The sequence below is a fragment of the Duganella sp. GW821-FHT07F09 genome, assembly GCF_059418705.1.
In genome coordinates this window covers 233,987-260,013 of the sequence record NZ_JBWKQJ010000009.1, presented here as the reverse complement: position 1 = coordinate 260,013, position 26,027 = coordinate 233,987, and the positions used below count along the sequence as shown (strand labels likewise).

The 26,027-nt window shown below is 64.5% G+C and carries 20 protein-coding genes and 1 tRNA gene; 8 read left to right on the top strand and 13 right to left on the bottom strand.

The window, feature by feature from the left end; all coding sequences use genetic code 11:
* Positions 1-32: 32 nt before the first annotated feature.
* Positions 33-842 (top strand): helix-turn-helix domain-containing protein, encoded by an 810-nt coding sequence (locus tag AC07P1_RS23605; protein ID WP_494698137.1) that lies wholly within the window; start codon positions 33-35, stop codon positions 840-842.
* Positions 843-845: 3 nt separating this feature from the next.
* Here AC07P1_RS23605 and AC07P1_RS23600 read toward each other — a convergent pair whose 3' ends face one another.
* From AC07P1_RS23600 to AC07P1_RS23580, 5 genes are all read right to left on the bottom strand, one after another.
* The gene (locus tag AC07P1_RS23600) at positions 846-2,354 is read right to left on the bottom strand and encodes a GGDEF domain-containing protein (protein WP_494698136.1); all 1,509 of its coding nucleotides are present in this window, start codon (positions 2,352-2,354) and stop codon (positions 846-848) included.
* A 138-nt stretch (positions 2,355-2,492) separates the two neighbouring features.
* Complete coding sequence (locus AC07P1_RS23595) at positions 2,493-4,847, bottom strand: beta-galactosidase (RefSeq protein ID WP_494698135.1); 2,355 nt, start codon at positions 4,845-4,847, stop codon at positions 2,493-2,495.
* Between the two features lie 4 nt (positions 4,848-4,851).
* Positions 4,852-6,144, bottom strand: a complete 1,293-nt coding sequence (locus tag AC07P1_RS23590) for a DUF2264 domain-containing protein (protein ID WP_494698134.1) — start codon at positions 6,142-6,144, stop codon at positions 4,852-4,854.
* A gap of 13 nt (positions 6,145-6,157) precedes the next feature.
* On the bottom strand, positions 6,158-7,291 hold the full coding sequence (locus AC07P1_RS23585; protein ID WP_494698133.1) for a glycoside hydrolase family 88/105 protein: 1,134 nt from the start codon (positions 7,289-7,291) through the stop codon (positions 6,158-6,160).
* A gap of 20 nt (positions 7,292-7,311) precedes the next feature.
* Positions 7,312-10,188 (bottom strand): TonB-dependent receptor, encoded by a 2,877-nt coding sequence (locus AC07P1_RS23580; protein ID WP_494698132.1) that lies wholly within the window; start codon positions 10,186-10,188, stop codon positions 7,312-7,314.
* A 464-nt stretch (positions 10,189-10,652) separates the two neighbouring features.
* Between AC07P1_RS23580 and AC07P1_RS23575 the strand changes: the two genes are divergently transcribed.
* The gene (locus AC07P1_RS23575) at positions 10,653-12,983 is read left to right on the top strand and encodes a glycoside hydrolase family 31 protein (RefSeq protein WP_494698131.1); all 2,331 of its coding nucleotides are present in this window, start codon (positions 10,653-10,655) and stop codon (positions 12,981-12,983) included.
* A gap of 90 nt (positions 12,984-13,073) precedes the next feature.
* Here AC07P1_RS23575 and AC07P1_RS23570 read toward each other — a convergent pair whose 3' ends face one another.
* Together AC07P1_RS23570 and AC07P1_RS23565 are read right to left on the bottom strand one after the other, a co-directional pair.
* Positions 13,074-14,429: a dicarboxylate/amino acid:cation symporter gene (locus AC07P1_RS23570; RefSeq protein WP_494698130.1), complete on the bottom strand. Its 1,356-nt coding sequence runs from the start codon at positions 14,427-14,429 to the stop codon at positions 13,074-13,076.
* An 86-nt stretch (positions 14,430-14,515) separates the two neighbouring features.
* Entirely contained in the window at positions 14,516-15,601 is a 1,086-nt protein-coding gene (locus tag AC07P1_RS23565) for a tartrate dehydrogenase (RefSeq protein ID WP_494698129.1), read from the bottom strand.
* A gap of 110 nt (positions 15,602-15,711) precedes the next feature.
* On the opposite strand from AC07P1_RS23565, the gene AC07P1_RS23560 reads away from it, so the two are divergent.
* From AC07P1_RS23560 to AC07P1_RS23550, 3 genes are all read left to right on the top strand, one after another.
* Positions 15,712-16,626, top strand: coding sequence for a LysR substrate-binding domain-containing protein (locus AC07P1_RS23560; protein ID WP_494698128.1), 915 nt, complete (start codon positions 15,712-15,714; stop codon positions 16,624-16,626).
* A gap of 113 nt (positions 16,627-16,739) precedes the next feature.
* A complete protein-coding gene (locus AC07P1_RS23555) occupies positions 16,740-17,816 on the top strand; it encodes an extracellular catalytic domain type 2 short-chain-length polyhydroxyalkanoate depolymerase (RefSeq protein WP_494698127.1) in 1,077 nt (358 codons plus the stop codon).
* Positions 17,817-17,834: 18 nt separating this feature from the next.
* Complete coding sequence (locus AC07P1_RS23550; RefSeq protein ID WP_494698126.1) at positions 17,835-18,320, top strand: hypothetical protein; 486 nt, start codon at positions 17,835-17,837, stop codon at positions 18,318-18,320.
* Positions 18,321-18,356: 36 nt separating this feature from the next.
* On the opposite strand, the gene AC07P1_RS23545 is transcribed toward AC07P1_RS23550, so the two are convergent.
* From AC07P1_RS23545 to AC07P1_RS23535, 3 genes are all read right to left on the bottom strand, one after another.
* Positions 18,357-18,764 (bottom strand): PIN domain-containing protein, encoded by a 408-nt coding sequence (locus AC07P1_RS23545; protein ID WP_494698125.1) that lies wholly within the window; start codon positions 18,762-18,764, stop codon positions 18,357-18,359.
* Positions 18,758-19,150 (bottom strand): hypothetical protein, encoded by a 393-nt coding sequence (locus tag AC07P1_RS23540; protein ID WP_494698124.1) that lies wholly within the window; start codon positions 19,148-19,150, stop codon positions 18,758-18,760. The genes AC07P1_RS23545 and AC07P1_RS23540 overlap by 7 nt, the downstream gene beginning before the upstream one ends.
* 246 nt (positions 19,151-19,396) lie before the next feature.
* Positions 19,397-19,473, bottom strand: a tRNA-Met gene (locus AC07P1_RS23535).
* A gap of 158 nt (positions 19,474-19,631) precedes the next feature.
* Between AC07P1_RS23535 and AC07P1_RS23530 the strand changes: the two genes are divergently transcribed.
* A complete protein-coding gene (locus AC07P1_RS23530; RefSeq protein ID WP_494698123.1) occupies positions 19,632-20,036 on the top strand; it encodes a VOC family protein in 405 nt (134 codons plus the stop codon).
* 84 nt (positions 20,037-20,120) lie between these two features.
* Here AC07P1_RS23530 and miaA read toward each other — a convergent pair whose 3' ends face one another.
* Genes miaA through AC07P1_RS23515 form a run of 3 tightly spaced genes read right to left on the bottom strand, consistent with a single transcriptional unit; the run spans position 20,121 to position 24,020 of the window.
* Positions 20,121-21,077, bottom strand: coding sequence for a tRNA (adenosine(37)-N6)-dimethylallyltransferase MiaA (miaA, locus tag AC07P1_RS23525; RefSeq protein ID WP_494698122.1), 957 nt, complete (start codon positions 21,075-21,077; stop codon positions 20,121-20,123).
* Between the two features lies 1 nt (position 21,078).
* Positions 21,079-23,088 carry a DNA mismatch repair endonuclease MutL gene (mutL, locus tag AC07P1_RS23520; protein ID WP_494698121.1) on the bottom strand — a complete coding sequence of 670 codons (2,010 nt, stop codon included), beginning with the start codon at positions 23,086-23,088 and terminating at the stop codon, positions 21,079-21,081.
* An 8-nt stretch (positions 23,089-23,096) separates the two neighbouring features.
* A complete protein-coding gene (locus AC07P1_RS23515) occupies positions 23,097-24,020 on the bottom strand; it encodes a peptidylprolyl isomerase (protein ID WP_494698120.1) in 924 nt (307 codons plus the stop codon).
* Between the two features lie 136 nt (positions 24,021-24,156).
* On the opposite strand from AC07P1_RS23515, the gene AC07P1_RS23510 reads away from it, so the two are divergent.
* Both AC07P1_RS23510 and AC07P1_RS23505 read left to right on the top strand, forming a co-directional pair.
* Entirely contained in the window at positions 24,157-24,801 is a 645-nt protein-coding gene (locus AC07P1_RS23510) for a VTT domain-containing protein (protein ID WP_315213801.1), read from the top strand.
* A 169-nt stretch (positions 24,802-24,970) separates the two neighbouring features.
* Positions 24,971-26,026: a carbonic anhydrase gene (locus AC07P1_RS23505; RefSeq protein ID WP_494698119.1), complete on the top strand. Its 1,056-nt coding sequence runs from the start codon at positions 24,971-24,973 to the stop codon at positions 26,024-26,026.
* Position 26,027: the final 1 nt, after the last annotated feature.

The following is a 26,027-nucleotide window of genomic DNA, read 5'->3' as shown; positions in this document are numbered from 1 at the left end:
CTGCCGGGCGGAGCGCTGGCACAATCGCGGACATGGACAATTCCTCCCTTCCCGACGACCCCGCGCGCCGCGCTCTGGGCGCAGGCATAGCCGATCCCTTCTTCGCCGAGGCCCTGTTCGACGCGCTGCCGGACGTGGTTTTCTTCGTCAAGGACGTGCAGGGAAGGTATGTGGTGGTCAATCAGACGTTGGTGCAGCGGTGCGGCCGCCGGCACAAGTCGGCGCTGATCGGACGCACTCCGGCCGAGGTGTTCGCCCATCCCTTCGGCCAGACCTACCTGGCGCAGGACATGGCGGTGCTGGCCGGCGGCCACGACATCGAGGACCAGCTGGAGCTGCATCTGTATCCCAGCCGCGATCCCGGCTGGTGCCTGACGCGCAAGACGGCGCTGCGCGACGGCGACGGCCGCATCGTCGGCCTGACCGGCGTCTCGCGCGACCTGGCGATGGCGGACAAGAAGAATCCCGCCTACCGCAAGGTGGCGGCGGCGGTGAACCTGATACAGGAACAGTACGGCCAGCCGCTGCATCTGGCCGAACTGGCGCGCACGGCGAATATGTCGGTGGCGCAGATCGAGCGCTATTTCCTGCGCATCTTCCACCTGACGCCGAGGCAGATGATCATCCAGACCCGCGTCGAGGCGGCGTCGCGCATGCTGGGCGGCGGCGCCAGCGTGGCCGAAATCGCCCAGGCCTGCGGTTACGGCGACCATTCGGCCTTCACGCGCCAGTTCAAGGCCACCACCGGCGTCACCCCGACCCAGTATCGTCAGCTGGCGGGCAAATCCCCCGGCCAACCGGCCGGCCATCCGGCCCGCCCGCCGGCGGCGGCGCTCAGGTGACGCTCACGTGACGATCTCGGCGTCGGCGATTTCTACCCGGTTGCGCCCCTGCTGCTTGGCGCGGTAAAGCGCGGCGTCGGCCAGTTTCATCAGATCGACCGGATGGTCGTCCTCGCACGGAACGATCAGCGCCACGCCGACGCTTGCCGTCAGTACCTGGAAGGGCGAGCGGTCGTGCGCAATCCCGAGCGAAGAGATGGACTGGCAGATCATGTCGGCCATCGCCAATGCGTGCGGCAGGTCCGGCGCTTCCGCGATGATGGCGAACTCCTCGCCGCCATAGCGGGCCACGAAGTCGCTGTTGCGGCGGATATGCGTGGTCAGCTCGTCCGCCACGGCGCACAGCGCGTCGTCGCCGGCCTGGTGGCCGTAATGGTCGTTGTACTGCTTGAACAGGTCGACGTCGAGCATCGCCAGCATCAGCATCCGGTTGCCGCGCCGGCAGCGGTTCCATTCGCTGGCGAACATCTCGTCGAAGCGGCGCCGGTTGGCGATGCCCGTCAGGCCGTCGGTGGCGCTCATGGCCGCCAGCAGGCTGTTCGACTTTTCCAGTTCCCGGGTGCGGGCGCGCACGCGGTTTTCCAGGTCTCGCTCGCGGGCGTGCAGCTCGTCCAGCAGGACGGCGAAGCCGATGCCGACGATGCAAAGCGTCAGGATGAACTCCTGCGCGCGCACCGTCTCGAGGTGCACCGGCACGTCGCCGAACGGTTTCAGCCCGGTGGTCATCAACATCGCCGTCGCCAGCGAAATCAGCGCCACCGTCAGCGTGGTGAGGCGGATGCCGCAGCGGAAGGCGATGACGGCCACCGCCGGCAACAGCAGGGTCGGCGTGACGGAGACGCCGTCGATCTCGCCGCCATGCGCGGACAGTACGGCCGTCGCCAGCAGCAGGGTGAATATCAGCAGGGCGTCGTCAAGCCGTGTCAGGCGCCGTTCGCTGCGCGCCGGCTGCGACAGCGACAGCAGCAGCGGCGTGTAGATCAGCAGCCCCAGACCGTCGCCGAACCACCACAGGCGCGTCAGCGTGAAATACGACGGCGGGACATGAAACAGAAAATGCAGAACCGCCGCCGCCATGAAGGCCGCCAGCAACGCGCCGACCACGGGGCCGGCCAGGATGAAGATCATCAGATCCTTCAGGCGCTGAAGGCTGAACGAGGCGCCGCTGCGGCGCATCAAGGAGTAGGTGACGAGGACTTCCGTCAAATTGCAGATGCTGAACAGGAACGCGCCCGTCCAGCCAAACACGTTCACGTTGGCCAGCACGTCGGAGGTGAAGGTGAGGGCGGCCAGCAGCGGCGCGCGGCGCCCTTCGAAACGCAGCAGCGCCGCCAGCAGCACCGCGTTGGGCAGCCAGACGACGACCACGTTCTCCGGCGTGACGGCGCAGAAGAAGGTGAGTTTGACGGTGGCGAAGTGGAACACCGGCAGCAGCAGGCAAAACAGCCAGCCGGGATGGTGCCAAAAATTCTCGCGGGTGTTCATCGCCGGCTGCCCTTGTGACGCCTTCATTCCGGCCACCGCGGCCGGTATGGAGATGATTGCGCGACAAGATAGTTGCTGTCAATGCTTGCATGCGCGTAGCGTGGCTTCGCGTAGCGTAATCGGCCATGTGTGTCGTCGGCGACGCACACATGGCCGATAGTCCGGTCATCCGGTTTTGACCAACTGCTCGCCGACGTAGACGCGGTAATGGCGTATGCGGCCCGTCACCCCGTCGGCGCCCTGGCGCGGCGTGTAGCGCAAGCCGGCCACCGTGTCCGATTGGCCCAGGTCGAGGATGATGCGGTGCGGGTGGGCCGGATGCGGCGCCTTGCCGCTGTAGGCGCTATGCCAGAAGTCCGTGGCCTGGCCGTTGATGGCGTTGAGCGCCGAGCCGTCCTCCTTGGTCCGTTCTTCGCTGCTGACGTAGGCGATGGTCCAGTTGGACTGGTTCAAGGTCTTGCCGTCCGGGCCAAGCAGCGCCAGTTCCGCGATGGCGGCGAACTGCTTGCCGTCGAAGGCGTCGAGCGACTCCAGGCACACCTGGCGGCCCTTGACGGCCTGCGCGAACTTGACATCCTGGGTCGCGGCGCCGTTCTGGAATTCGCCTTCGTGCGCCGGCTTGACGCCGTCCAGCGCCGGTTTGTCGTTGTTCGGCGGCCGGGCCAGATCGAGTTCGGGGCGTAGCTTGTCGAGGATAGGCGTCTTCAGGCCGGCGATGCGCGCGCTTTGCGGACCGGTCAGGTCCAGCACCACCACCTCGTTGCGGCCACGCTTGATCCACGGGCCGGGCAGGTACATGGTCTGCGTCGGTCCGATGTTCCAGTAGCGTCCCAGGCAGCGGCCGTTGACCCATACCACGCCCTGGCCCCAGCTCGACATGTCGAGGAAGGTGTCGCCGGTCTGCGGCGCGTCGAAGCCGCCGCGCCAGAAGGCCGGTCCCTTGGCACGGCCGGTTTTCCACGTCAGCGGCGGCAGCACGCCGTCGGCGTCGAAGTCGATGGCGCGGATTTCCCAGTTTTCCAGCGGCTGGCCGGCGAAACGCACCGGCCCGTGCATGCCCTTGCGGTCGTGGATCTCGACGCCGAAGTTGACCCGGGCGATGGTGTATAAAAGGATTTCAAGGGTCACCGGGCGGCTGCGCGCCGGCAGGTCGACCTTGAAGCGGCGGTAGCGCGTGTCCATGGTGCCAACTTGCTTGCCGTCGACGTAGACCCAGGCCAGGTCGCGCACCTTGGCCGCCTCCAGCGTGCCGGCCGGACCGGCGGGCAGGGTGACCTTGTAGGACACCAGCCCCCGGCTGATGTCGTACTTCTCTATCGGCTCGGGGGATACGGCCTTGATGGCGTCGGCCGGCAGCGCCGACGACACCGACGCCGACTGCTTCATCGTGAACGGCGCGATGGCGATCAGCGGGTTTTGCGGCGGTGGCGGCGGCAGCGTTTCGCCGGCCATCAGGTAGGGCTTCATGCCGTCGCGGTAGGCCTGGAATTTTTCACCCATCCATCCCGCTTCGCTGATCGGGGCGTCGTAGTCGTAGCTGCTGGTGTCCGGACGGAAGGGCCGGTCGCAGCCGCCCCACAGCCCGAAAGTGGTGCCGCCGTGCGCCATGTACAGGCTGAAGGAGCCGTTCGCCTTGAGCATGGTCTGGATGTCGGCCACCGCGCCGGCGGCCGAGCCGCGACGGTGCGGCGCGCCCCAGGTGTCGAACCAGCCGGAGTAGTATTCGCCGCACATGCGCGGCCCTTTCTGCACCTGGTCCAGCACCTTGAAGCCGGCGGTCGGATCGCTGCCGAAGTTCGCCACCGAGAACAACTCCTTCAGGTGCGTCTTGGCGACGGCGTTGGTCGGATTGCACTGGAATAGCGGGACGTCGAAACCGGCGTCCAGCAGCCCCTGGCGCATCTCGCGCATGTAGTCGAGGTCTTCGCCGAAGAAGCCATATTCGTTCTCGACCTGCACCATCAGGATCGGACCGCCCTTGGTGATCTGCTGGGGACCGAGGGCGCGGCCGACTTCGCGCATCCAGCGCTTGGCCGGCGTCATGTAGTTGGCGTGGCGCGTGCGCAGGAAGCTGTCGCCGGGGCTTTTCAGCAGCCACCATGGCAGGCCGCCCATTTCCCACTCGGCGCAGGCGTAGGGGCCGGGACGCAGGATCACCCACAAGCCCTCGGCCTGGGCCAGCCGGCAGAACTCGGCCGCGTCGCGCTGGCCGGCCCAGTCGTATTTACCCTCGCGCCATTCGTGGTAGTTCCAGAACAGGTAGGCGCAGACGGTGTTGAGGCCCATGGCCTTGATGGCCTTCAGGCGGTGCGTCCAATATTCGCGCGGCACGCGGGCGAAGTGCATTTCGCCGCAGCGGATCTGCAGGCGCTGGCCGTCGAGGAGGAAGTCGCTGTCGCCGATGGCGAAGCGCGCGGAGGCGGCGGCGTGTACCTGGGCGGCCACCGGCAGCAGCAGGCTGCCCATGGCGGCGCTGGCGCCGCGCAGCACGCCGCGTCGTGAAATCGAGTATGTGGTCATGGAATCAGTAGTTGACTGGGTAATCTTTAGGGAAACGGGCGCCGGCGAAGGCCTTCTTCTGGGTCCAGTCCTGCGGCGCCGAGGTCCAGTAGCTGTCGCTCTCGGGCAGGCCAAGCGGCAGCAGGCTGGCCGAGGCGATGTACATGCTGCCGTTGTTGGAGTACCAGTCGCCCAGCTCCGGCTGGTGGCCGACGAAGCCGATGGTCAGGTAGCCGTCCTTGGTGAAGTTGCCGGGAGCGGTCCACACGGCCTTGTGCACCGCCTGCAGCGCGGCGCGGATCTGGCCCTCGGGCAGGCTGGCGGGCAGCTGCTTGCGCAATGCCAGCAGCGCCAGCGGCTGGAAGGCCGCCGTGCGGTAGGTCAGCGAGCGGCCGATCGGCGGGAAGCTGCCGTCGGTGGAGATGAAGCGCTCCAGGTGCTCGCTGTAGCGCTGCATGCGCTTGACCGCCTGCGCGCGCAACTCCTCTGGCTTGCCGTTCCAGAACGCGCCTTTCTTCTGATCGAGCACGTCGAGGATCTCCACCAGCATCGGGTGCATGACGAAGGCGTTGTAGTAGTCGAAGTGGAAGGCGTCGCCGTCCTTGATCCAGCCGTCGCCCACATACCATTCGTTGATCTTGCGGATCGCGACGTTCATGCGCAGCGGGTCGAATTCCTCGCCGATCGACATCAGCCACGCTTCGTTCATGGCCGCGAACAGCATCCAGTTGATGTACGGCGGCTCGATGCGGCGCAGCGCCTTGATCTCGGCGATGATGCGCTGCTTGGTCTTGGCGTCGAGCGGCTCCCACAGGGCCTTGGGCGAGCGGATCAGGGCGTTGGTGAAGTAGGCCGAATCGACCAGGGTCTGGCCCGGGCCTTTCCATAGCAGGTAGTCGGGATTGGCCGGATCGACCGAGTTGGTGTAGCTTTGCAGCGCCAGTTGATGCAGGCGCTTGCGGGTGCGGCCCTCCGGCGTGCCGTCGTCGGCCAACGCCAGCCACGGCGCGACGCCGGCGATCAGCCGGCCGAAGCACTCCAGGTAGGCCACGCCCTTGTCGCGGCCATCCCAGGTCGGGCTGACTTCGAGCGCGAAGTTTTTCTTCAGCGTGCCGGCCGCCATGTTGGCCAGCACCGGTTCGGTCATCTTCTGCGCCAGCGCCGCCAGTTGGGCGCGCGCGGTCTTGCCGTCGGCGCCGGCCGCCGAGGCCGCGGCCGGAGTCGCGGCGATCGCGCTTTGCGCGCCCAGGGTCGTGTTGGCAACGGTAGCGGCGGCCGAACCGGCCATCACGGCCTGTATGAAATTACGTCGTTCCATCGTGTCTCCGTTCTTATTTTTTCAGCAGCCGCACCATTTCGGAGGACGCCAGCAAATACGCGCCCACCCCGAACGGCGTGGTCGAATTCTGGTCGACCACCTGGCCCGGAATCGCGCGGTCGCCGATCGGCTGCACATAGCCGATCCGGCCATCCGGCTGCAGCGCCGTCTTGCTCAGGAAGTTCCAGCCCTTGCGCACCGTCGGCAGGTACTCGTCGCGATCGAGCACGCCATTGTTGATGCCCCACAGGTAGCCGTAGACGAAGAAGGCGGTGCCGCTGGTTTCCGGCCCCGGCGCGTGTGCGGGGTCGAGCAGGCTGCGGGTCCAGTAGCCGTCGTCCGATTGCGCCTTCTTCAGCGCCTGCGCCATGCCCTTGAACTTGGCCACGTAGTCGGCGCGGTGCGGATCGTCCTTGGGCAGGTCGGCGAGCACCTTGGCCAGGCCGGCGAACACCCAGCCGTCGCCGCGCGACCAGAAGTCCTTCTTGCCGTTGACGCTTTTGTGCTTCGGATAGACATAGCGCGCGTCGCGGTAGTAGAGCCGCTCCTCGCTGTCGTACATGATGCTGTTCGAATAGTCGAAATACTCGTGCAGCTTGTCGAGGTACTTGCGCTCGCCCGTGACGTTGGCGAGCTTGGTCATCACCGGCATCACCATGTACAAGCCGTCCGACCACCACCAGTAGTCCTTCTGCGCGGTGCTCATCTGGTATTCCATCACCTCGCGCGCGCGGGCGATCTTGCGCGGGTCCTTGACCTTGTCCAGCTGATACAGGTCGACATAGGTCTGGAAGCAGATCTGCCAGTCGCCGAACAGCACATGTTCGTCGGTCTCGCCGTATTGGTACTTCCATTTGGTTTTGTCGGTGGACTTCGCGCCCTGCCACTGGTTGTGGATGGCCCAGTCCTCGGAATACTGGCGGTAGCGCGGATTGCCGGTGATTTTGTAGGCCTCCATATTGCCGGTGTGGTAGGCGGCGATATCCCAGAACGCCCACTTTTGCGGCGTTTCGCGCTGCTGCCAATAGTCGTTGACCTTGTTGATAATGGCGACGACCTCCTGTTCGGAGGTGTCGACCGCCGGCGGCGCGGTGGCGCAGCCGGCCAAACCGAGCGCGATCGCGCCGGTTGCGAAGAGTCGTTTCATCATAGGTTGGTGATGGTCCCTTAGAGTTTTCCGCGGATGCCGAATTTGATGGTGCGGCCATCATACTTCGCATAGTCCATCCGTGTCTTCTTGCCGCTGCCGTACTGGCCGCTCGCGTCCTCGAAATAATCGAAGGCCAGCGTGTTGCTCAGATTGAGCGCGTCGATGCGGAACTCCAGCTTCTCGCTGATCTTGTAGCTGATGTTGGCATCGAGGTAGCCGCGGCCGGCGCGCCAGCGTATCAAGTCGTCGCCCAGGTTGCGCGGGTTATCGCCGTGCAGCGACTTGCCCTTGTAGTTATAGGACATGCGCATCGCGATCGGACCGTTCTCGAAGTACAGCGTGGTGCTGTAGGCGTACTTCGGCACCGAGTTGACTTCGATCTCCTTGCCGGCGTTGGTGATCCATTTGGCGCTGTTGAACGGATCGATGTGCGTGTAGCTGGCCAGCGCGCCCATGCCGTTGAATGGCGCCGGCAGGAAGCTGAACGCCTGCTGGTAGGCCAGCTCGTAGCCTTTGAGGGTCTGGCGGCCGGCGTTGGTGTAGCTGCGCAGGGTCATCGCCAGGTTCGGGTCGACGCGTCCGCTGGCGTCCTGGAACAAGGGGCCGAGCGCGGTGTCGGGCAAGCCCAGTGAGCCGAAGGTGACGATCTGCGTGTTGGCGACGGTGGCGTCGGTCAGCTCCTTCTTGAAGTAGGCCGCCGACAGCAGGCTGCCGGGCGAGAAGTACCATTCCAGGCTGGTGTCCAGGTTCTTCGACTGCTGCGGGCGCAGGTTGGGGTTGCCCGAGGTGGCGGTGTTGTCGAACTGGTTGGGGATCACGGTCTGCGCGGCGATCACGGACAGCGAGGCGCGCGTGATGGTCTTGCCCCACGAGGCGCGCCACATCAGGTTCTCGGTCAGGTCGAACGCGCCGCTGATGGCCGGCAGCACATTGCTGTACGAGCCTTGTTCATGGTTCGGCGAGTACGCCAGGCTTGCGCCCTGCTGCTTGAAGTTGTCGATCTTGGTGTCGGTGCCGGAGAAGCGCACGCCGGCGTTGATGCGCAATTCGTGGTCGGCGACCTGGCCCTTGAAGTCGGACTGCACGAACGCGGTCTTGACATCCTCCTGCGCGGTGAAACTTTGCGAAGGCGTGAACGCCGATTGCGGATTGTAGGTGTTCGGATCGAACTGCGAGTAGAAGTAGTTGCTGTCCCAGGTGCTCCACGAATGCGGCCAGCCGGCGCCGAAGTCCAGGTTATCGATCGGCAGGTTGCTGGTCATGCCGTTGCGCATGCCGGCGGGGCCGATGCTGTTCAACTTCGCCGTCGCCAGCGAGGTGCCGTTACGTTTGTTGACGCCCTTGGTGGTCGAGACGAACGTCAGGCCGGCTTTCAGGTGGCCGGTCCATTCGCCGGGCAGGTCGTAGTCCCAGTCGGCGACCACGCGCGCCTGCTTGCCCTTGTCGGTTTCCTTGGTCCAGCCGGTGCTGACGGCGAAACCGCTCCAGTTGTTCGGATCGGTGTAGCTGGTCGGCGACGAGATCGAAGGGTAGACATGGTCGCTGCCGTAGTCGATGGTCGATTGCGCGCCGTAGATAAAGCCCGACAACTGGCCGGTCGCGCTGGTGGCGCTGCTCTGGTTCAGACTGGCCTGGCCGGTCAGGGTCAGTTTGTCGCTGACCTTCCAGCTGCCGTTCAGGGCGCCGTAACCGAATTCGGTTTCGTCCTTGGTGTAGCCGGCGCCGGCGTTGTAGGTGGTGTTGGCGAAGGTCCCGGTCAGCAGATTGGTGGCAGGGTCGATCTTGACGTCGACCGGAATCAGGCCGTTGTTGCCGTTGGCGCCTGGGGGCAAGGTGCGGTTGCTGGTCCTGGTGCTGCGCACCAGGATGCCGAACAGGGTTTCCTCGCGGGTGTTCTCCAGCTTCGAGTACATCGTGTCGAAACTGAGGTTGAGGGTCGGCGTCTTCCACTGCAGCGACGACACCAGGCCGTCGCGGGTGCGCTCGTTTTGCGAGCCGTAGAAGCGGTAGATGCGCGGCAGCAGGGCCTTGTCGATCTGGTCGCGGGTATAGCCGGACAGGTTGGCGCGCGGATCGTCATAGTCCAGGGCCAGCGCGAAATTGCCTTTCACGGGATTCTGGCTGCCGTTGAAGGAGCTGTTGTAGCCGCCCGTGGCCTCGAAGCCGGAGCGGGTGTTGACGCTGCCCGAGTGCGAGGCGCCGATCAGGAAGCCCAGCTTGTCCCAGGTGTTCGAGTACAGCACGAAGCCGTTCGGGTCATGGTGCTTGGAGGCGGTGTTGTAGGTGTCGGTCAGGCCGTAGCGGATGGTGCGCTTGGGATTGTCGAACGGGCGCGGGGTCTGCAGATCGACCACGCCACCGAGGCCGCCCTCGGTCAGCTCGGCCAGCGGCGATTTGTAGAAGTCGACGCGGCCGAACAGCTCCGACGCGAACACGTCGTAGTTGAAGCCGCGCGCGGCGCTGCCGATGGTCGATGTCGACGTGGTGTTGACCGGCGCGCCGTTCAGGGTGGTGACCGAATAGTCGGTAGGCAGGCCGCGGATCGAGATGCGCTGGCCTTCGCCGGACGATTCGTCGCGGTTCAGGATCACGCCCGGCACGCGCTGCAGCGATTCGGCGACGTTCGCCTCGGGGAACTTGCCGATGTCCTCGGCGACGATGGAATCGCGCACGCCGATGGCCTGGGCCTTGAGGTTGAGCGCCTTCTGGAGGCTGGAGCGGAAACCGGTGACGACCACGGTTTCGACTTTGTCTTGTGTGGCGGGGGCGGCTGTCGTCGGTGCTGCCGCCGCCGGTTCGCCGGCCGCCGCCGGGATATCCTGTGCCAGCACCCCCGGGGTGTACATGGCGGCCAGCGCCAACGCCACCATCGTCTCCAATGTCTTCTTTTTCATTTTTATCCTCAGTGTTTGATTTCTGGGTCGCCTAAGCCGTCTCTTGCCTGGCAGAGTCAAGACTAGTCATTTAGCAAACACTGAGCAACTCGCGGTAGAGCCGCCGGCGACCGGAAGTTAAACGGTTTCCGTGTGGGAAGAATTCTGCGGTTTCCCTCTTGGCGCGCGGGTCGATGGGGAGCGGGTGACTTGCAAGGACGACCGGTGAATTGTCATAAAAGTCACAAACAATCACCAAGATGATTATTTTCGCCTGGTGCTATTCCCACTTCGTATAGGCGGACGCAATTTTTCTATACGAATTGTGGAAAAAAACTGACGCTTCAGCCACCGCGATGATTCGGTTCAAGAACCGGCCGGGCGTCGGACCTTAAATTTCAGTTGGCGGTTTGGTGATTTTCGTACTTGCGACGCCGTTGTGATCAATACAAAATTATCGGCCTGTAATCACAGGAACCGCGTCCATGAAACTGCTTTCAACCCGCTCCGCGTCGACGGTGCTCGCCTTCACCTCATTCCTCACCTTCGCCGCCCACGCCGCGCCCCTGGTCACGCTCGACCGCGGCGGCGCCTGGGTATCGGTGCAAGCGTACGGTCCGAACATCGTCCACGTCTCCATCGCCGCCGACAAGGCCGAGGCGCTCAAGGCGCCGGGCTATGGCATCATCGCCGAACACGCGGACGCCAGCGCCTTCAAACACACGGCCGGCGTCGACGGCGATACCTTCGCCTCGCCGGCGCTGACGTTGCATGTCAACGCCGCGCCGGCGCCGCGCGTACCGAGCACCGGCGAGAAGTACTTCGCGCCGCAACTGGCGCCGGTCGGCCTTCAAGTCAAGAACGCCAGGGGCGAGACCATCCTCAGCATGAACGGCTGGGAGATGTCGCCGCACACGGTCAACACCGAAAAGACCTACCAGGTGGGCGCCTCCTTCGCCGCGCCGGCCGACGAGCATTACTACGGCATGGGCCAGAACCAGGAATCGACCGGCGCGCTGGACCTGCGCGGCCGCACCATCGACTGCGCCCACTGGTACGACGCGCCGGCCGGTGAGACGGTCTGCGTGCCGTTCATGGTCAGTTCCAAGTCCTATGGCATCGTGTGGGACAACCCGTCGGCCACGCGTTTCGTCGCCGGCATCAACGGCCGCACGGTGTTCCAGTCCAAGGTGGGGGAGCGCGTCAGCTTCTTCGTCATCACCGGCGACAAGCCGGAGGCGCTGTATTCCGGCTATGCGCGGCTGACCGGAAAAACGCCGATTCCACCCAAGGCGGCCTTTGGCCTGATCCAGTCCAAGGCCCGCTACGACAGCCAGGACTTGATGCTGAAGGTGGCCAAGACCTACCGCGAGAAGAAGTATCCGCTGGACGTGATGGTGCTGGACTGGTTCTACTGGACCCGCATGGGCCAGATGGACATCAACCCGGCCGAGTTCCCGGACCCGGACGGCATGAACAAGCAACTGCACGACATGGGCATGCAGTCGATCATCTCGATCTGGCCGCGCTATGAAACGTCTGGCCGCTATTTCAACGAGCTCGATGCCAAGGGCTATCTGCTCAAGGACAAGGACGGCAAGACCGTCGACGGCCTGCCGTTCCGTTCCGACCGCACCGGCGGCTTGATCGACGCGACCAATCCGGCCGCGCGCGCGTGGTTCTGGCAAAAGGCGCGCGACAATATCCTGGCGCGCGGCTTCGACTACCCGTGGCTCGACGAGACCGAGCCCGATCTGGTACCGGACGGCTTCTTCTATTCGATCGGATCGGGCGACCGTTACCGCAACCTGTTCCCACTGCTGCACGTGGAAAGTGTGGCGCAGGGCATGCGTGCGTGGAAGCCGAACAAGCGCGTGTTGATCCTGTCGCGCGCCGCGTATCTCGGTTCGCAGCGCACCGGCGCGCTGTTCTGGTCGTCGGACATCCATCCAAGCTGGGAGGCGCTGGCGCGCCAGATCCCGACCGGCTTGAATATGACCGCCTCCGGCATCGCCTACTGGGGTAACGACATAGGCGGCTGGCAGGGTCTTCCGCAAACCACCACGGCCACCAAGGCGCCGTTGCTCGATCCGTCCGACGCGCGCGACGTGGTCGGCCAGTATCACGACTATCCGGAGTTGTTCACGCGCTGGTTCCAGTACGGGACCTTCCTGCCGACGTTGCGCATGCACGGCGACCGCAAGGCCAATGAATTGTGGTCCTTCGGCCGTGCCGCCGAGACCATCCTGGCCGACTACGACCGTCTGCGGTATCGCCTGATCCCGTATCTGTATTCGAGCGCCAAGACCACCTACGACACCGGCGCGCCTTTCATGCGGCCTTTGTGGATGGACTTCGCCGGCGATCCGAATGTCGCCAACATCGGCACCGAGTACATGTTCGGCCCCGCCTTCCTGGTGGCGCCGGTGACGGAGCAGGGACAGACGCAAAAGGATGTTTATCTGCCGGCTGGCGCCGATTGGTACGACTACTGGACCAACCAGAAATTCAGCGGCGGCCAGTGGGTCAAGGTGGCCGCGCCGATCGAGCGGATACCGGTGTTCGTCAAGGCGGGATCGATCGTGCCGGTCGGCGCGGATATCCAGTCGACGGCGACCAAACAGGCGATCGCCGCCATCCATGTCTATCCGGGCAAGGACGGGGAGTTCAACCTGTATGACGACGATGGCGCCAGCTACGACTACGAGAAAGGCAAGGGCGCGACCACCACCACCTTGCGCTGGAACGACGCCACGCAGAGCTTGAGCGCCAGCGACAAGGCGCTGGTCAAGCTGGTGAAGGTGATCGGCAAATAAGGCCACGACCGCCTTCTTACACGTAGGGCGGATTAGGCGGAACGCCGTAATCCGCCATCTACGAGCCGCCGACGGCGCATGCACGGCGGATTACGCTGCGCTAATCCGCCCTACGTGTTTTCCGGTGTCTATCGGGTCGCTGTCCTCCGGTTCATCCTGGGTCGACAGCGCCCGCAGCTCCTCCTCCGTCGATTCGCCATTCAACACGCGGTGCATGCGGTCGCGGTCCAAGGCGCCGACCCACTGGGCGATGGCCATCGTGCCCACCGCGTTGCCGATGGTGTTGGTGATGGCGCGCGCCTCGGACATGAAACGGTCCACGCCGAGCAGCAGCACCATGCCGGCGACCGGGATGTTGCCGAGCGAGGCGAGTGTCGCCGCCAGCGTGATGAAGCCGGAGCCGGTGACGCCGGCCGAACCCTTGGACGTCAGCATCAGCACCCCCAGCACCACCAGTTGATCCGTCACCGTCAGCGGCGTGTTGGTGGCCTGGGCGATGAAGATGGCCGCCATCGTGTAGTAGATGCACTGGCCGTCCGGGTTGAAGGTTACGCCTGACGGGATCACCAGGCCGACCACCGGCTTGGACACGCCCACGTGTTCCAGCTTGCGCATCAACTGCGGCACCACCGATTCCGACGAACTGGTGCCCAGGACGGTGAACAGCTCCTCCTTGATATAGCGCAGGAACTTCCACAGGCTGAAGCCCGATACCCGCGCCACCAATCCCAGCACCACGAATACGAACGCCGCGCAGGTCAGGTACATGCTGCCCATCAGCTGGCCCAGCGAAACCAGCGAACCGAGTCCGTATTTGCCGACCGTGAAGGCGATGGCGCCGAAGGCCGCCAACGGCGCGACGCGCATGATCATCGTGACCATGATGAACATGCTGTTGCAGAAGGCGTCGAGGAAGTCGACCACCGGTTTGGCGCGGCGGCCCATGTGCGACAGCGCGATGCCGAACATGGTGGCGAACACCAGGATTTGCAGGATATCGTTCTTGGCCAGCGCGTCGATGACGCTGGAGGGGATCATATGCAGCAGGAAATCGGTGAAGCCGCCGGATTTGCTGGCCGCCGCCGTGTAGTTGGCGATGCTGGTGGTGTCGAGCGTCTTGACGTCGATGTTCATGCCGACGCCCGGCTTGGCGACGTTGACCACCACAAGGCCCAGCAGCAGGGCGAAGGTGGACATCACCTCGAAGTAGATCAGGGCGCGCACGCCGACGCGGCCCAGTTCTTTCATGCTCTCCATCTTGGCGATGCCGAGTACCACCATCGCGAAGATGACGGGCGCGAACACCATTTTGATCAGGCGGATGAACGCGTCGCCCAGGGGTTTGAAGTCGGTGCCCAGTTGCGGATGGAAAAAGCCCAGCAAGCCGCCGGCGATCACGCCGATCAGGACCTGGACGTACAGCTTTCCAAAGAAGCGCTTATACATGGTGAAGTCTCCTGTTATTTGTGCTGCGTCGGGCGCGCCCCGCCTGGGCTCTGGATGGCCGGTCGGGGCGCTGACTTGGGAGAAGCTTAGGCGGCGCGGCGCTCCCCGGCGCCCAGGATGGCGCACACGGCGTCGGTCACCTGCGCGGTGGTGGCGGCGCCGCCAAGGTCGCGCGTGTGCAGCGCGGGATTGGCGGTGACGGCTTCCACCGCCCGCATCACGAGGTCGGCCGCGTCATGCTCGCCCAGGTGCTCCAGCAGCATCACCACCGACCAGAAGGTGCCGACCGGATTGGCCAGGCCCTTGCCCATGATGTCGAAGGCGGAACCGTGGATCGGTTCGAACATCGACGGGTAACGGCGTTCCGGATCGATGTTCCCGGTCGGGGCGATACCAAGGCTGCCGGCCAGCGCGGCGGCCAGGTCGCTGAGGATGTCGGCGTGCAGGTTGGTGGCGACGATGGTGTCGAGCGTGGCGGGGCGGTTGACCATGCGCGCGGTGGCCGCGTCGACCAGTTCCTTGTCCCATTTGACGTCGGGGAACTCGCGCGACACCTCCAGCGCGATCTCGTCCCACATCACCATCGCGTGGCGCTGGGCGTTGCTCTTGGTGATGACCGTCAGCAGCTTGCGCGGACGCGATTGCGCCAGCTTGAAGGCGAAGCGCAGGATGCGCTCGACGCCGATGCGGGTCATCATCGAGACGTCGGTGGCCGCCTCGATCGGGTGGCCCTGGTGCACGCGGCCGCCGACACCGGAGTACTCGCCCTCCGAGTTCTCGCGCACGATGACCCAGTTCAGGTCCTCCTGTTTGCAGCGTTTGAGGGGGCCGTCGATGCCGGGCAGGATGCGGGTGGGGCGCACGTTGGCGTATTGATCGAAGCCCTGGCAGATCTTCAGGCGCAGACCCCACAGCGTGATGTGGTCCGGGATGTCCGGGTCGCCGGCGGAGCCGAACAGGATGGCGTCCTTGCCGCGCAGGGCGTCGAGGCCATCGGCCGGCATCATCACGCCGTGCTTGCGGTAGTAGTCGCCGCCCCAGTCGAAATCCTCGAACTCGAAGCGGAAGGCGCCGCCGCTGGCGGCCAGGGCGGCCAGTACCTGGCGGCCGGCGGGAACGACTTCCTTGCCGATGCCGTCTCCTGGAATGGTGGCGATGTGGTAGGTCTTCATGTGCGGTCTCCTGTTGAAATGGCGGGGTGGGGGCCACTGTAACGGGTGGACGGCGCCGCATTGGCGGGATAAACTCAATCCATTGTTAACCTTAAACTCCACAATCAACCATGAGCAGCGGATTCCAGCCGGCCGAACTGGGCTTTATCGTGTCCCTGGCCAGCGCCGGCAGCCTGAGCGCCGCCGCGCGGGAACTGGGCATCACCACGTCGGCGGTCAGCAAGCGGCTCGCCATCATCGAGGCGCGCGTCGGCGTGCCGCTGGTGAACCGCACCACGCGCCGCATGAGCATGACGCCGGAGGGCGAGGTGCTGCTGGAGCACGCGCGCCGCATCCTGGGCGAGATCGCCGATCTCGATCAGCTGTTGACGTCCTCGCAGGGCGTGCCGAAAGGGCAGTTGCGGGTCAACGCCACGCTGGGCTTCGGAAGGCTGCACATCGCGCCGGCGATTTCCCGCTACGTGCTGCGCTATCCCGAGGTGGACGTGCAACTGCAACTGTCGGTCGATCCGCCGGCGCTGACCGACGACCAGTTCGACGTCTGCATCCGCTTCGGCGCGCCGTCTGACGCCCGCGTGATCGCCAGGCGGCTGGCGCCGAACCGGCGCCTGTTGTGCGCTTCGCCGAAGTACCTGGCGCAGCGCGGCGAGCCGAAATCGGCGGCGGAGCTAAGGCGGCACAACTGCATCTGCATCCGCCAGGGCGACGAGGCGTATGGCGTGTGGCGGTTGTTCTCTGGCCGCGAGTCCGAGCGCGACGCGCAGGCGGTCAAGGTGCGCGGCAACCTGACCACCAACGACGGCGAGATCGCCGTCAACTGGGCGCTGGACGGCCACGGCATCCTAATGCGCGCCGAGTGGGACGTCGAGCGCTATCTGGAATCGGGCCGACTGGTGCAGGTGCTGCCGGGCCTGCGCACGCCCGATGCCGACATCTACGCCGTGTATCCGCAGCGGCACCAGCTGTCGGCGCGGATCAGGACCTTTGTCGAGTTCCTCGGCGAGACATTTGAAAGGTTCGAGTGAGCGTCGCCGCCTAAGAAAATCTTGATAAATCTCAAGAGCCTGCCCCGCATAGATCAATACTATTTCTACGCGGCTAGAACATCGATGCCGATAGATAAAACAGGAGGCGTACGATGGTCGCGAGCGCGGGCGAGAAAATTGTTCAACTGGGGGCGTACGGGGCGTCGAAGCGGGACAATTCGATCTCGGGCCTGTCGTCGGGCGCCTTCATGACGGTGCAGCTGCACCTGGCCCGTTCGGCCAGTTTTTCGGGCGCGGGCATCATCGCCGGCGGACCGTTCCGCTGCGCCCAGACCTACCGGTCGCGCGAGGTGGTGGCGGCGGAAGACGCCTACATCGAGAATTCCCTGTACATCTGCATGAGCCCGCTCATCCCGCAAACCGCCCCCGACCCGCGACAATTGGCCGATATGACCCGGGACACGGCCAAGGCAGGCTTGATCGACGATGTGGCCAACCTGGCCGACGACCGGCTCTACATCTTCACCGGCAGCCGGGACGAGGTGGTGTATTCCGACGTGGTGGCGAAAACGCGCAAGTTCTACGAAATGCTGGGAGTAAAGCCGGAGAATATCGCCTACCACGACAAGGTGCCGGCGGGCCATTCCATCATCACCAACAATCCGGAAGATTCGGCACTGGCGACCAACCAGCCGCCGTACATCAACAACGGCGGATTCATGCAATCGCACGACATTCTGCGCCATATTTATGAGGGTCTGGAACCGCCCGCCGAGCGCCTCGCCGGACAGTTGGTCCGTTTCGACCAGACGGAATTCCTGGGCACGGACGCGCAGTGGACCAGCATGAGCCGTTTCGGCTATGCCTACATCCCGTCGCGGGTCCTGGCCGGCGCCGTGGCCGCGCCGCGCGTGCATATCGCGCTGCATGGCTGCAAGCAGGGCTACAACTACACCGACTACGTCAACGGCCGCGCGGACACGGCCAACCAGCCGCCGTACGGCAACCGCTACATCGCCAGCACCGGCTACAACCAGATCGCCGAAAGCAACGACATCATCGTGCTTTATCCGCAGGCCGAAGGCACGGACAACGGCCACATCCAGAATCCGGACGGTTGCTGGGATTGGTGGGGGTACAGCAGCAAGGATGCCAAGTCCCTTTACTATTCGCGTGACGCGGTGCAGATCAAGGCGATACACGCCATGCTCGACCGCCTTTGCGCTTGACGCCACCAGGAGGATGTCATGACCCAGTTACCCGTCGCCGTCGGATCGAACTCCCACGACCATCCGGACCTCGCCGCCGAGTCCGAGGCGATCGCTTCGAGCGCGCTGACCTCCGTCGCCCATGCGCTGACCACGCAAAGGCTGGCGAAGAAATACGCCGCCAGCATGGCCAACAACGGCGCCTTGTCGCTGACCCTGGCGACGCGGCTGTGGGACCCGGAAGTCTGGAGCGAGTCGATGCAGTTACAGGCGGCCATCCTGCGCCGGCTGCATGCGCAGGGCCAGGATTGGCGCACGGGCTGCACGATTCTGCTACAAGACTATGGTCAGCTGCGGCAAGCCAACACCATGTCCAAGCTGGTGGAGAAGCAGTGCAACCTGTCGTCGCAATTCGCCCAGTTGCTGACCAACCAGACGACCAATTTTTTGGCGCTGCTGGAAAATATCGATGTGGACTATGGCTATTGGGCGAGCCAGAAGACGTCGGCGGCGCCGGCGGGCTAGCGCAGGCGTGGCGAATGAAGGTGCCGTCGGCCCTTTTTACTCCAAGGGCGGTTTGACGTTGACGACCTTGCCACCCTGGATCTCGTACGGGACGTGGCATTTCTCGATGCCGCCAAAATCACCGGGATTGCGCGTGATCACCGTGCGACCCTCGCAAATCGCCATCGCCCGTATGATGCAGTCCGGCAGCTTCTTGCCTGTCGTGCTGCGCAACTGGGAGGCGAGTCGCATGATCGCATCATTCGTATGGATGATCTTGACCCTCGTTAACAGTAGGTGCAGGTCGAATCGGGCGATAGCTGCAGCGTCGAGCTTGACGGTCGCCTCCATCCAGGTAATGGCGCTGATCGCGGCGTCGTCATAGGCGGCAAGCTCTGCGCTTGCCTCGTCGATGCCGAGAATGTGGTCGATGACGATATTGCTATCAAAAAGTACGCTTACCATTCCGCGCGCAGTTCCTGTTCGTAGACCAGGCCGTCTTTCGGCTTTCCTGGCTCACCTTCCCAGAGCGGCCCGCCCTGCTGAAGTATGGCGAGACGCGCAGCGCGGCGCCCTTCAAGCGTGTTGGTAGGCGCCTCTCCGAGCGCCCTCTGGTTGAAATCCGTTCGGTCGGCCCACGCCGCCAAGTTTAGAAAGTTTAGCGCCGCAAGCTCCCTGGATATCCTGGTCTCCAGGCTGTCGGCCGTCAGCAATCTCACCTGCTCCAAAATGCTCGCTGTTTGTTTCAGCTGTGTGGTGATAATCTCTAGCGGGTCGACGTTTTTCACACGCGCCATCGCTTCGAACGCGGCGAAGTGACTGTCCTCGATATCCAATGTGATTTTCCGCATGACATACCTCGTGTCGTTAATCCACGAAGACCAGTGTAGCGCATATTAGCTGGAAGGCCATTGGTAACCTCGCCGATACAGACAGGCGCATTTGCGGTTTTGCTGAGGTGTGGCGATGATGAAATGACGAGTTGATCAAATCTAAGCCGGCAGAGATGACGCGGCGCGCGAGCCAAAACCTACGTCCGCCGACAGTGGCAAAGAAAAAGCCGCTGAACCTTTCGGGTCAACGGCTTATCGAATTCTTGGTGGTGATAGGTGGACTTGAACCACCGACCCCAGCATTATGAATGCTGTGCTCTAACCAACTGAGCTATATCACCTGCAACGCCCAGCATTATCGGGGTTGGACTTTGGACTGTCAAGGGTGGGCCAAAGATTTTTCTAAAAAAGTGCGTGCAAGCGCGTGGCTGTCGCTAAAACGTTAGCATATTGGTATCCTGACGCCAGGACTATCAGCATCTAACGGAATGGAGATGGTATGGCCACCAATATTTTTGTGAATTTGCCTGTGCGTGACTTGCCGAAATCGGTGCGGTTCTTTACCCACCTGGGCTATTCGTTCAACCAGCATTACACGGACGAGGGCGCCACTTGCATGATCGTCGCCGAGAACATCTTCGTCATGCTGCTGACCGAGGAGCGGTTCAAGACCTTCACGCCCAAGCCGGTCAGCGACGCGCGCACCTCGACCGAGGTGCTGGTGTGCCTGCAGGTGGAGTCGCGCGACCAGGTGACGGCGCTGGTGGACAAGGCGATCGAGGCCGGCGGCAGCGCGTACAAGGAGCCGCAGGACCACGGTTTCATGTACGGCCACGGTTTCCAGGACCTCGACGGCCATCTGTGGGAAATCATTTATATGGATACGGCGCCGCCGACCACGTAGGGCGGGGCGTTGCGGCGATTCATGCATGGCGGATTACGCTGCGCTAATCCGCCCTACGTGTTTCAGGTGGACTCTTGAGCTGCCTTAGCCCAGCTTTTCGGCGATTTGCGCCAGCATGGCGCCGGCCGGATCGGGCGCCAGGCAGTCCAGCGCCACGCGTTCCGGCATGGAGCGCAGCCACGTCAACTGGCGCTTGGCCAGCTGGCGCGTGGCGATGATGCCCGTCTCGCGCATGGCCGCGTAGTCGATGGTCCCGTCCAGATACTCCCACGCCTGCCGGTAGCCGACGCAGCGCATCGACGGCAGTCCCGGATGCAGGTCGCCGCGCCGGCGCAGCACTTCCACCTCGGTGATCAGGTTGCCGTCTTCCGATTCCTCCAACATGATGTCGAAGCGGCGCGCGATGCGCTGGTGCAGCACCGCGCGGTCCGATGGCTCCAGCGCGAACGACAGCAGCTCGAACGGCAGCTCGGTCTTCTCCCGCAGCGCCAGCAGCTCGGACATCGGCTTGCCGCTCAGGGCGCAAATCTCCAGCGCGCGCTGGATGCGCTGGGCGTCGTTGGGCGCCAGTCGCGCCGCCGTCTCCGGGTCGAGCGCCGCCAACTTAGCATGCATCGCCGGCCAGCCGATGCGCGCGGCTTCTTCTTCCAGCTCCACGCGCATGGCCGGATCGGCGCCCGGCAGGTCGTCCAGGCCATCGGCCAGCCCTTTGAAGTACAGCATGGTGCCGCCGACCAGCAAGGGCAGCTTGCCACGCGCGACGATCTCGTCGACCAGCCGCAGGGTATCGGTGCGGAACTGCGCCACGGAATACGAATCGAGCGGGTCGAGGATGTCGATCAGGTGATGCGGCGCGGCGGCGCGCTCCTCGCGGGTGGGTTTGGCGGTGCCGATGTCCATGCCGCGATATACCAGCGCCGAATCGACGGAGATGATCTCGGACGGGATGCGCTGCGCGATCGCCAGCGCCGACGCGGTCTTGCCGGACGCCGTCGGTCCCATGATGGCGACCGCCAGCGGCTTTGAAACAAATGCGTTCATCTTATTGGCCGCGCAGGAAGAGCTTGTCGAGCGCGCCGATTTCCACCTGCACCCAAGTCGGGCGGCCATGGTTGCACTGGTCGGCGCGTTCCGTCGTTTCCATCTGGCGCAGCAGGGCGTTCATTTCCTGCGTCGACAGGATGCGATTCGCGCGCACCGCCGTGTGGCAGGCGAGGGTGCCGAGCAGTTCGTTCTGGCGCTCGATCAGCACGCGCGAGCCGCCGAATTCGCGCACGTCGCGCAGCACGTCGCGCGCCAGGGTTTGGGCGTCGGCGTTCTTCAGCAGCACCGGCACCGAGCGCACCGCCAGCGTGGTCGGGGACAGCGCGGCGATGTCGAAGCCCAGCGCCTGCAGGGTCTCCTGGTGTTCCTGCGCGGTGCCCACTTCCACCGCGTCGGCGTAGAAGGTGACGGGGATCAGCAGCGGCTGCACCTGCATCTCCTCGCCGGCGACGCGGCTCTCCAAGGCGGTCTTCAACTGTTCGTACAGGATGCGTTCGTGCGCGGCGTGCATGTCGACCAGCACCAGGCCCTTGGTGTTCTGCGCCAGGATGTAGATGCCGTGCAGCTGCGCCAGCGCGAAGCCGAGCGGGAATTCCTCCTGCGCCATCGCGGCGGCGGACACGGTGAACGGGCTGGCCTGCGGCAGCGCCATATCCGCTTCGGCGCGGTAGCCGTCGATGCGGCCGGCGCCGCCGAACAGCGCGCCGTACTTCTCGGTGCTCTGGGCGACGCCGCCGTCGTTGGCGCCAAAGCGAGGCGCGCCGAAGCCGCCGCCGGCGCTGAAACCACCGGAGCCACTGCCGCCGATGCCGCCGGCGTCACCGGTGCGCGATCCGAACGGCGAAGGCGAGAACGTCGGCGAATAATTCGGATCCAGAAGCGCGGGCCCCAGCAGCGGTCCGAACGAGGTTTGCTCGCCGCGCCAGGTCGCGCTGCCCAGGCTTTCGGCGGCCGGCAGCGGCGACGGCACGCTGCCGTGCGACGTGGCCGACGTCGACGCCAGCGCGCGCTGCACCGCGTGGAAGACGAATTGGTGCACCGCGCGGCTGTCGCGGAAGCGCACCTCGATCTTGGACGGGTGGACGTTGACGTCGACCAGCGCTGGATCGAGTTCGAGCGCCAGCACATACGAGGGGAAGCGGTCGCCGTGCAGCACGTCCTGGTAGGCGGCTTTGACCGCGTGCACCAGCACCTTGTCGCGCACGAAGCGGCCGTTCACGTAGAAGAACTGGCCGTCGGCGCGCGCCTTGGAGGCGGTCGGCAGGCCGGCGTAGCCGTGCAGGCGCAGCGCGCCGCCCCTTTCGTCGATCGGCAGGCGCGCCTCGGCGAAGCCGTCGCCGAGGATGTGGGCGCTGCGCTTGGCCATTTCGCTGACGTTCCAGTGGTCGATGGTGCGGCCGTTGTGGCTCAGCGAGAACGAGACGTCGGGCCGCGCCAGCGCGATGCGGCGCACGACTTCGGCGCAGTGGCCGAATTCGGTCTGTTCGGATTTGAGGAACTTGCGGCGCGCGGGCGTGTTGAAGTACAGGTCCTGCACGTCGATCGTGGTGCCCAGGGCGCCGGACGACGGCGACACGGTGCCGTTGTGCGAGCCGACGATTTCCCACGCGTGCGCGGCATCGGCGGTGCGCGAGGTCAGGGTGACGGCGGCCACCGAGGCGATCGAAGCCAGCGCCTCGCCCCGGAAGCCCAGCGTGCCGACGTTTTCCAGGTCGTTGAGCGAGGCGATCTTCGAGGTCGCGTGCCGGGCCAGCGCCAGCGGCATCTGCTCGGGGGGGATGCCGCGACCATTGTCGGTGATGGCGATGCGTTTGACGCCGCCTTCCTCCAGCCGCACGGTGATCTGCGTGGCGCCGGCGTCGAGGGCGTTTTCAAGCAGTTCCTTGACGACGGCGGACGGCCGCTCGACCACCTCGCCGGCGGCGATCTGCGAAATCAGCTGGTCGGGCAGGGCCTGGATCGGGCGGGGAGCCGCGGGGGAGAGGGTTTGGGTGTCTGGCGCGTTCATCGGAGGGATTATAACGCCGGGCGCTCGCGCACCGGAATCGGCGCGTTGCACAGCTCCACGTAGTTGGGCGAGAACTTGTTCCACGGCCCGCCGCGATTGCGCTGCGCCTCGATCACCCGCTTGTAGATTGGCGCCTCGCTGCGCATCACTTCCAGGTTGCTGCGCTCCGCCTCCGGCACGTCGGCCGCCAGACGCACCGATTTGATCGGCGTTTTGGCCTCGTTCGCACCATAGAAGCCCATCGCCTCGCCGCCACGCGGCTGCGTCGCCAGTAGCGCCATGCCCGACACCACCCGTCCGATCACCGTCACGTTGCGGTCCAGGTGGCGCGGCGCGTGGCCGTTGACCGCATACAGCTCGGCACCCGTGCCGCTGTCGGTGTCATTGTCGCGGCCAATGCCGACCATGCCGTAGCAATGCGCCAGCCAGGTGGTTTTGGTCTTCGGATCGCGTCCGACCGGGAAGCCGTTGGAGTGGCCGATTTGCGGCGCGTAGCCGTCGAAATCCATCTGGCGCACAAAATGCTTATCGTTGGACATGGGGACGGTGAACTCCGCCGCCACCTTGGCCTTGGCGCCGCCGAGCGGCTTGGGTTTTGTTTCGACGTCCGGATCGCCCCATTGCGCCACATAGTTGTCCTGCGAGCGCAGCACGGCCAGGCCGTCGAAGTACTTTTCGCCGACCAGGATCTTGAGGTTGGCGATGCTCTGGGGCGCGAAGTCGGGCGCCAGTTCGATCACCACGCGCCCGGCCGGCAGTTCCATGTACAGGGTGTTGTTCGGGTCCAGCGGACGCCAGTCGGCGGGTTGGGATTGTTTGACCAGATCGCCGGCGCTGGGCCGGACCGGCAGGTCGGCGGCCGAGGCCGCGGCGGCAAGCGCGCCGAGCGGGAGTATATAAGTACAACTACGTAGAAAGTCTGTCAGGGACATCCGGAATCTCCTTGGTTGGACGTATCCGCTTGCTGCGGGCACGCGGACGATTGTAAACTGGTTAAGATGACCTGGAAACTTCGAGTTTTCAAGGCATTGTGGTGTATGATTCCGGCGCACACTTTATGGGAAGAATATGGATTTTATGCAATTCTTCGACATGATCCTTCATGTCGACAAAACATTGGAAGTGATCATTCAACAATACGGCACCCTGGTTTACGCCGTGCTGTTCGCCATTATTTTCTGCGAAACCGGGCTGGTGGTGCTGTTTTTCTTCCCAGGTGACACGCTGTTGTTCATCGCCGGCGCGCTGTGCGCGGTGGGCGAGATGCATCTCGGGTTGTTGATGTTCCTGCTGATCACAGCGGCGATCACCGGCAACACGCTCAATTATTGGATCGGCGAGGCCATCGGCCAGAAGGTCTTCACCCACGATTACCGCTGGCTCAACAAGGACGCCCTGCACAAGACGCACGAGTTCTTCGAAAAGCACGGCGGCAAGACCATCGTGCTGGCGCGCTTCGTGCCCGTGGTGCGCACCTTCGCGCCGTTCGTGGCCGGCGTGTCCGACATGACGCATACGCGCTTCCAGCTGTACAACATCACCGGCGCGGTGCTGTGGGTGGTGCTGCTGACCACGGCCGGCTATTTCTTCGGCAACATCCCGCTGGTGCGCGACCACCTGACCGAGATCGTCATGGTCGGCGTCGGCGTGGCCGTGGTGCCGATGTTGCTGGGCGGGGCCTGGAAGCTGGGTCGCCGCGTGATGGGCCGCTAAGCCGCATCCAGTCTCGTTCCTTGCTTGTGTCAAGCACGCCGCGCGCTCCGCGCGGCGTGTCGCTTTAAAATCCCCATAGAAATAATTCCCCCTGCCAACGTCGGCACGTCTCAAGTTTTGCCCAAATGCATCCGTAAACCAGTATGTAATTCTTTTACTCTGGAAACTCATGCGTACCGTGCCCTCCCTGCTCACCCTGATTGCCTGCTGCTGCGTCGTCACGACCGCCGGCGCCGCAACCGATCCGCTCATTTCGCCGTCGGCGAAATCCCCGATCGCCGGTGTGGCAGGCGTGCGCGCCGGCGCGGCCGGTGCCGCCGGTTCGTCCGCCGCCGCAGGTGTACCCAACGCGTCCAGCTCTTCCAGTACGTCGTCGCCGGCCCGCAAGCCGACCGAGGCCGACGCCGAGGCCGAACTGTCGGCCAAGATCGCCGCCCGCCTGGCCATCATGCGCGCCAACCAGCAGGCCCGCGCCGCCGCGGCGGCCAAGGCCAAGAAGGCGGCCGCGGTGGCCGCCGCCGCGCCACCGCCGGCGGCGCCCAAGTTCTTCAGCAACACCTGGTCCTACGAGGGTGAGACCGGCCCCGCCAACTGGGGCAAGATCAATCCCGCGTGGGCCAAGTGCGGCAACGGCAACCGCCAGTCGCCGATCGATATCCGCGACGGCATGAAGGTCGAACTGGAGCAGATCACCTTCGACTACCATCCGTCGACGTTCAACGTGACCGACAACGGCCACACGGTGCAGGTGATGGTCGGCGGCGGCAACTTCCTCACGGTGCAGAACCGCATGTATGAACTGATCCAGTTCCATTTCCATCGGCCGTCGGAGGAGCGCATCAACGGCAAGGGCTACGAGATGGTCGTGCACCTGGTGCACAAGGACGGGGAGGGGCGCATCGCCATGCTGGCGTTGCTGCTGGAGCGCGGCAAGCAGCAGCCGGTGATCCAGACGGTGTGGAACAACCTGCCGCTGGAAAAGCTGGAGACCCTGGCGCCGTCGGTGGTGCTCGATCCAATGGACCTGCTGCCGGCGCGGCGCGACTACTTCACCTTCATGGGGTCGATGACGACGCCCCCCTGCCAGGAGGGTGTGCTATGGCTGGTGATGAAGGAACCGGTCCAGGCTTCGCCGGCCCAACTGGCGCTGTTCAGCCGCCTCTATCCCTTGAATTCGCGGCCGATCCAGCAGGGCTCCGGCCGCATCATCAAAGAATCGAACTGAC

What these genes read in the sequence shown, in the direction of transcription:
- AC07P1_RS23505 (WP_494698119.1), top strand. Translation starts at nt 24,971, where the DNA reads ATGCGTACCGTGCCCTCCCTGCTCACCCTGATTGCCTGCTGCTGCGTC.
- AC07P1_RS23590 (WP_494698134.1), bottom strand. Translation starts at nt 6,144, where the DNA reads ATGGAACGACGTAATTTCATACAGGCCGTGATGGCCGGTTCGGCCGCC.
- AC07P1_RS23545 (WP_494698125.1), bottom strand. Translation starts at nt 18,764, where the DNA reads ATGGTAAGCGTACTTTTTGATAGCAATATCGTCATCGACCACATTCTC.
- AC07P1_RS23515 (WP_494698120.1), bottom strand. Translation starts at nt 24,020, where the DNA reads ATGTCCCTGACAGACTTTCTACGTAGTTGTACTTATATACTCCCGCTC.
- AC07P1_RS23530 (WP_494698123.1), top strand. Translation starts at nt 19,632, where the DNA reads ATGGCCACCAATATTTTTGTGAATTTGCCTGTGCGTGACTTGCCGAAA.
- AC07P1_RS23580 (WP_494698132.1), bottom strand. Translation starts at nt 10,188, where the DNA reads ATGAAAAAGAAGACATTGGAGACGATGGTGGCGTTGGCGCTGGCCGCC.
- AC07P1_RS23565 (WP_494698129.1), bottom strand. Translation starts at nt 15,601, where the DNA reads ATGAAGACCTACCACATCGCCACCATTCCAGGAGACGGCATCGGCAAG.
- AC07P1_RS23560 (WP_494698128.1), top strand. Translation starts at nt 15,712, where the DNA reads ATGAGCAGCGGATTCCAGCCGGCCGAACTGGGCTTTATCGTGTCCCTG.
- AC07P1_RS23605 (WP_494698137.1), top strand. Translation starts at nt 33, where the DNA reads ATGGACAATTCCTCCCTTCCCGACGACCCCGCGCGCCGCGCTCTGGGC.
- mutL (WP_494698121.1), bottom strand. Translation starts at nt 23,088, where the DNA reads ATGAACGCGCCAGACACCCAAACCCTCTCCCCCGCGGCTCCCCGCCCG.
- AC07P1_RS23550 (WP_494698126.1), top strand. Translation starts at nt 17,835, where the DNA reads ATGACCCAGTTACCCGTCGCCGTCGGATCGAACTCCCACGACCATCCG.
- AC07P1_RS23540 (WP_494698124.1), bottom strand. Translation starts at nt 19,150, where the DNA reads ATGCGGAAAATCACATTGGATATCGAGGACAGTCACTTCGCCGCGTTC.
- AC07P1_RS23595 (WP_494698135.1), bottom strand. Translation starts at nt 4,847, where the DNA reads ATGACCACATACTCGATTTCACGACGCGGCGTGCTGCGCGGCGCCAGC.
- AC07P1_RS23585 (WP_494698133.1), bottom strand. Translation starts at nt 7,291, where the DNA reads ATGAAACGACTCTTCGCAACCGGCGCGATCGCGCTCGGTTTGGCCGGC.
- AC07P1_RS23570 (WP_494698130.1), bottom strand. Translation starts at nt 14,429, where the DNA reads ATGTATAAGCGCTTCTTTGGAAAGCTGTACGTCCAGGTCCTGATCGGC.
- AC07P1_RS23555 (WP_494698127.1), top strand. Translation starts at nt 16,740, where the DNA reads ATGGTCGCGAGCGCGGGCGAGAAAATTGTTCAACTGGGGGCGTACGGG.
- AC07P1_RS23600 (WP_494698136.1), bottom strand. Translation starts at nt 2,354, where the DNA reads ATGAAGGCGTCACAAGGGCAGCCGGCGATGAACACCCGCGAGAATTTT.
- AC07P1_RS23510 (WP_315213801.1), top strand. Translation starts at nt 24,157, where the DNA reads ATGGATTTTATGCAATTCTTCGACATGATCCTTCATGTCGACAAAACA.
- miaA (WP_494698122.1), bottom strand. Translation starts at nt 21,077, where the DNA reads ATGAACGCATTTGTTTCAAAGCCGCTGGCGGTCGCCATCATGGGACCG.
- AC07P1_RS23575 (WP_494698131.1), top strand. Translation starts at nt 10,653, where the DNA reads ATGAAACTGCTTTCAACCCGCTCCGCGTCGACGGTGCTCGCCTTCACC.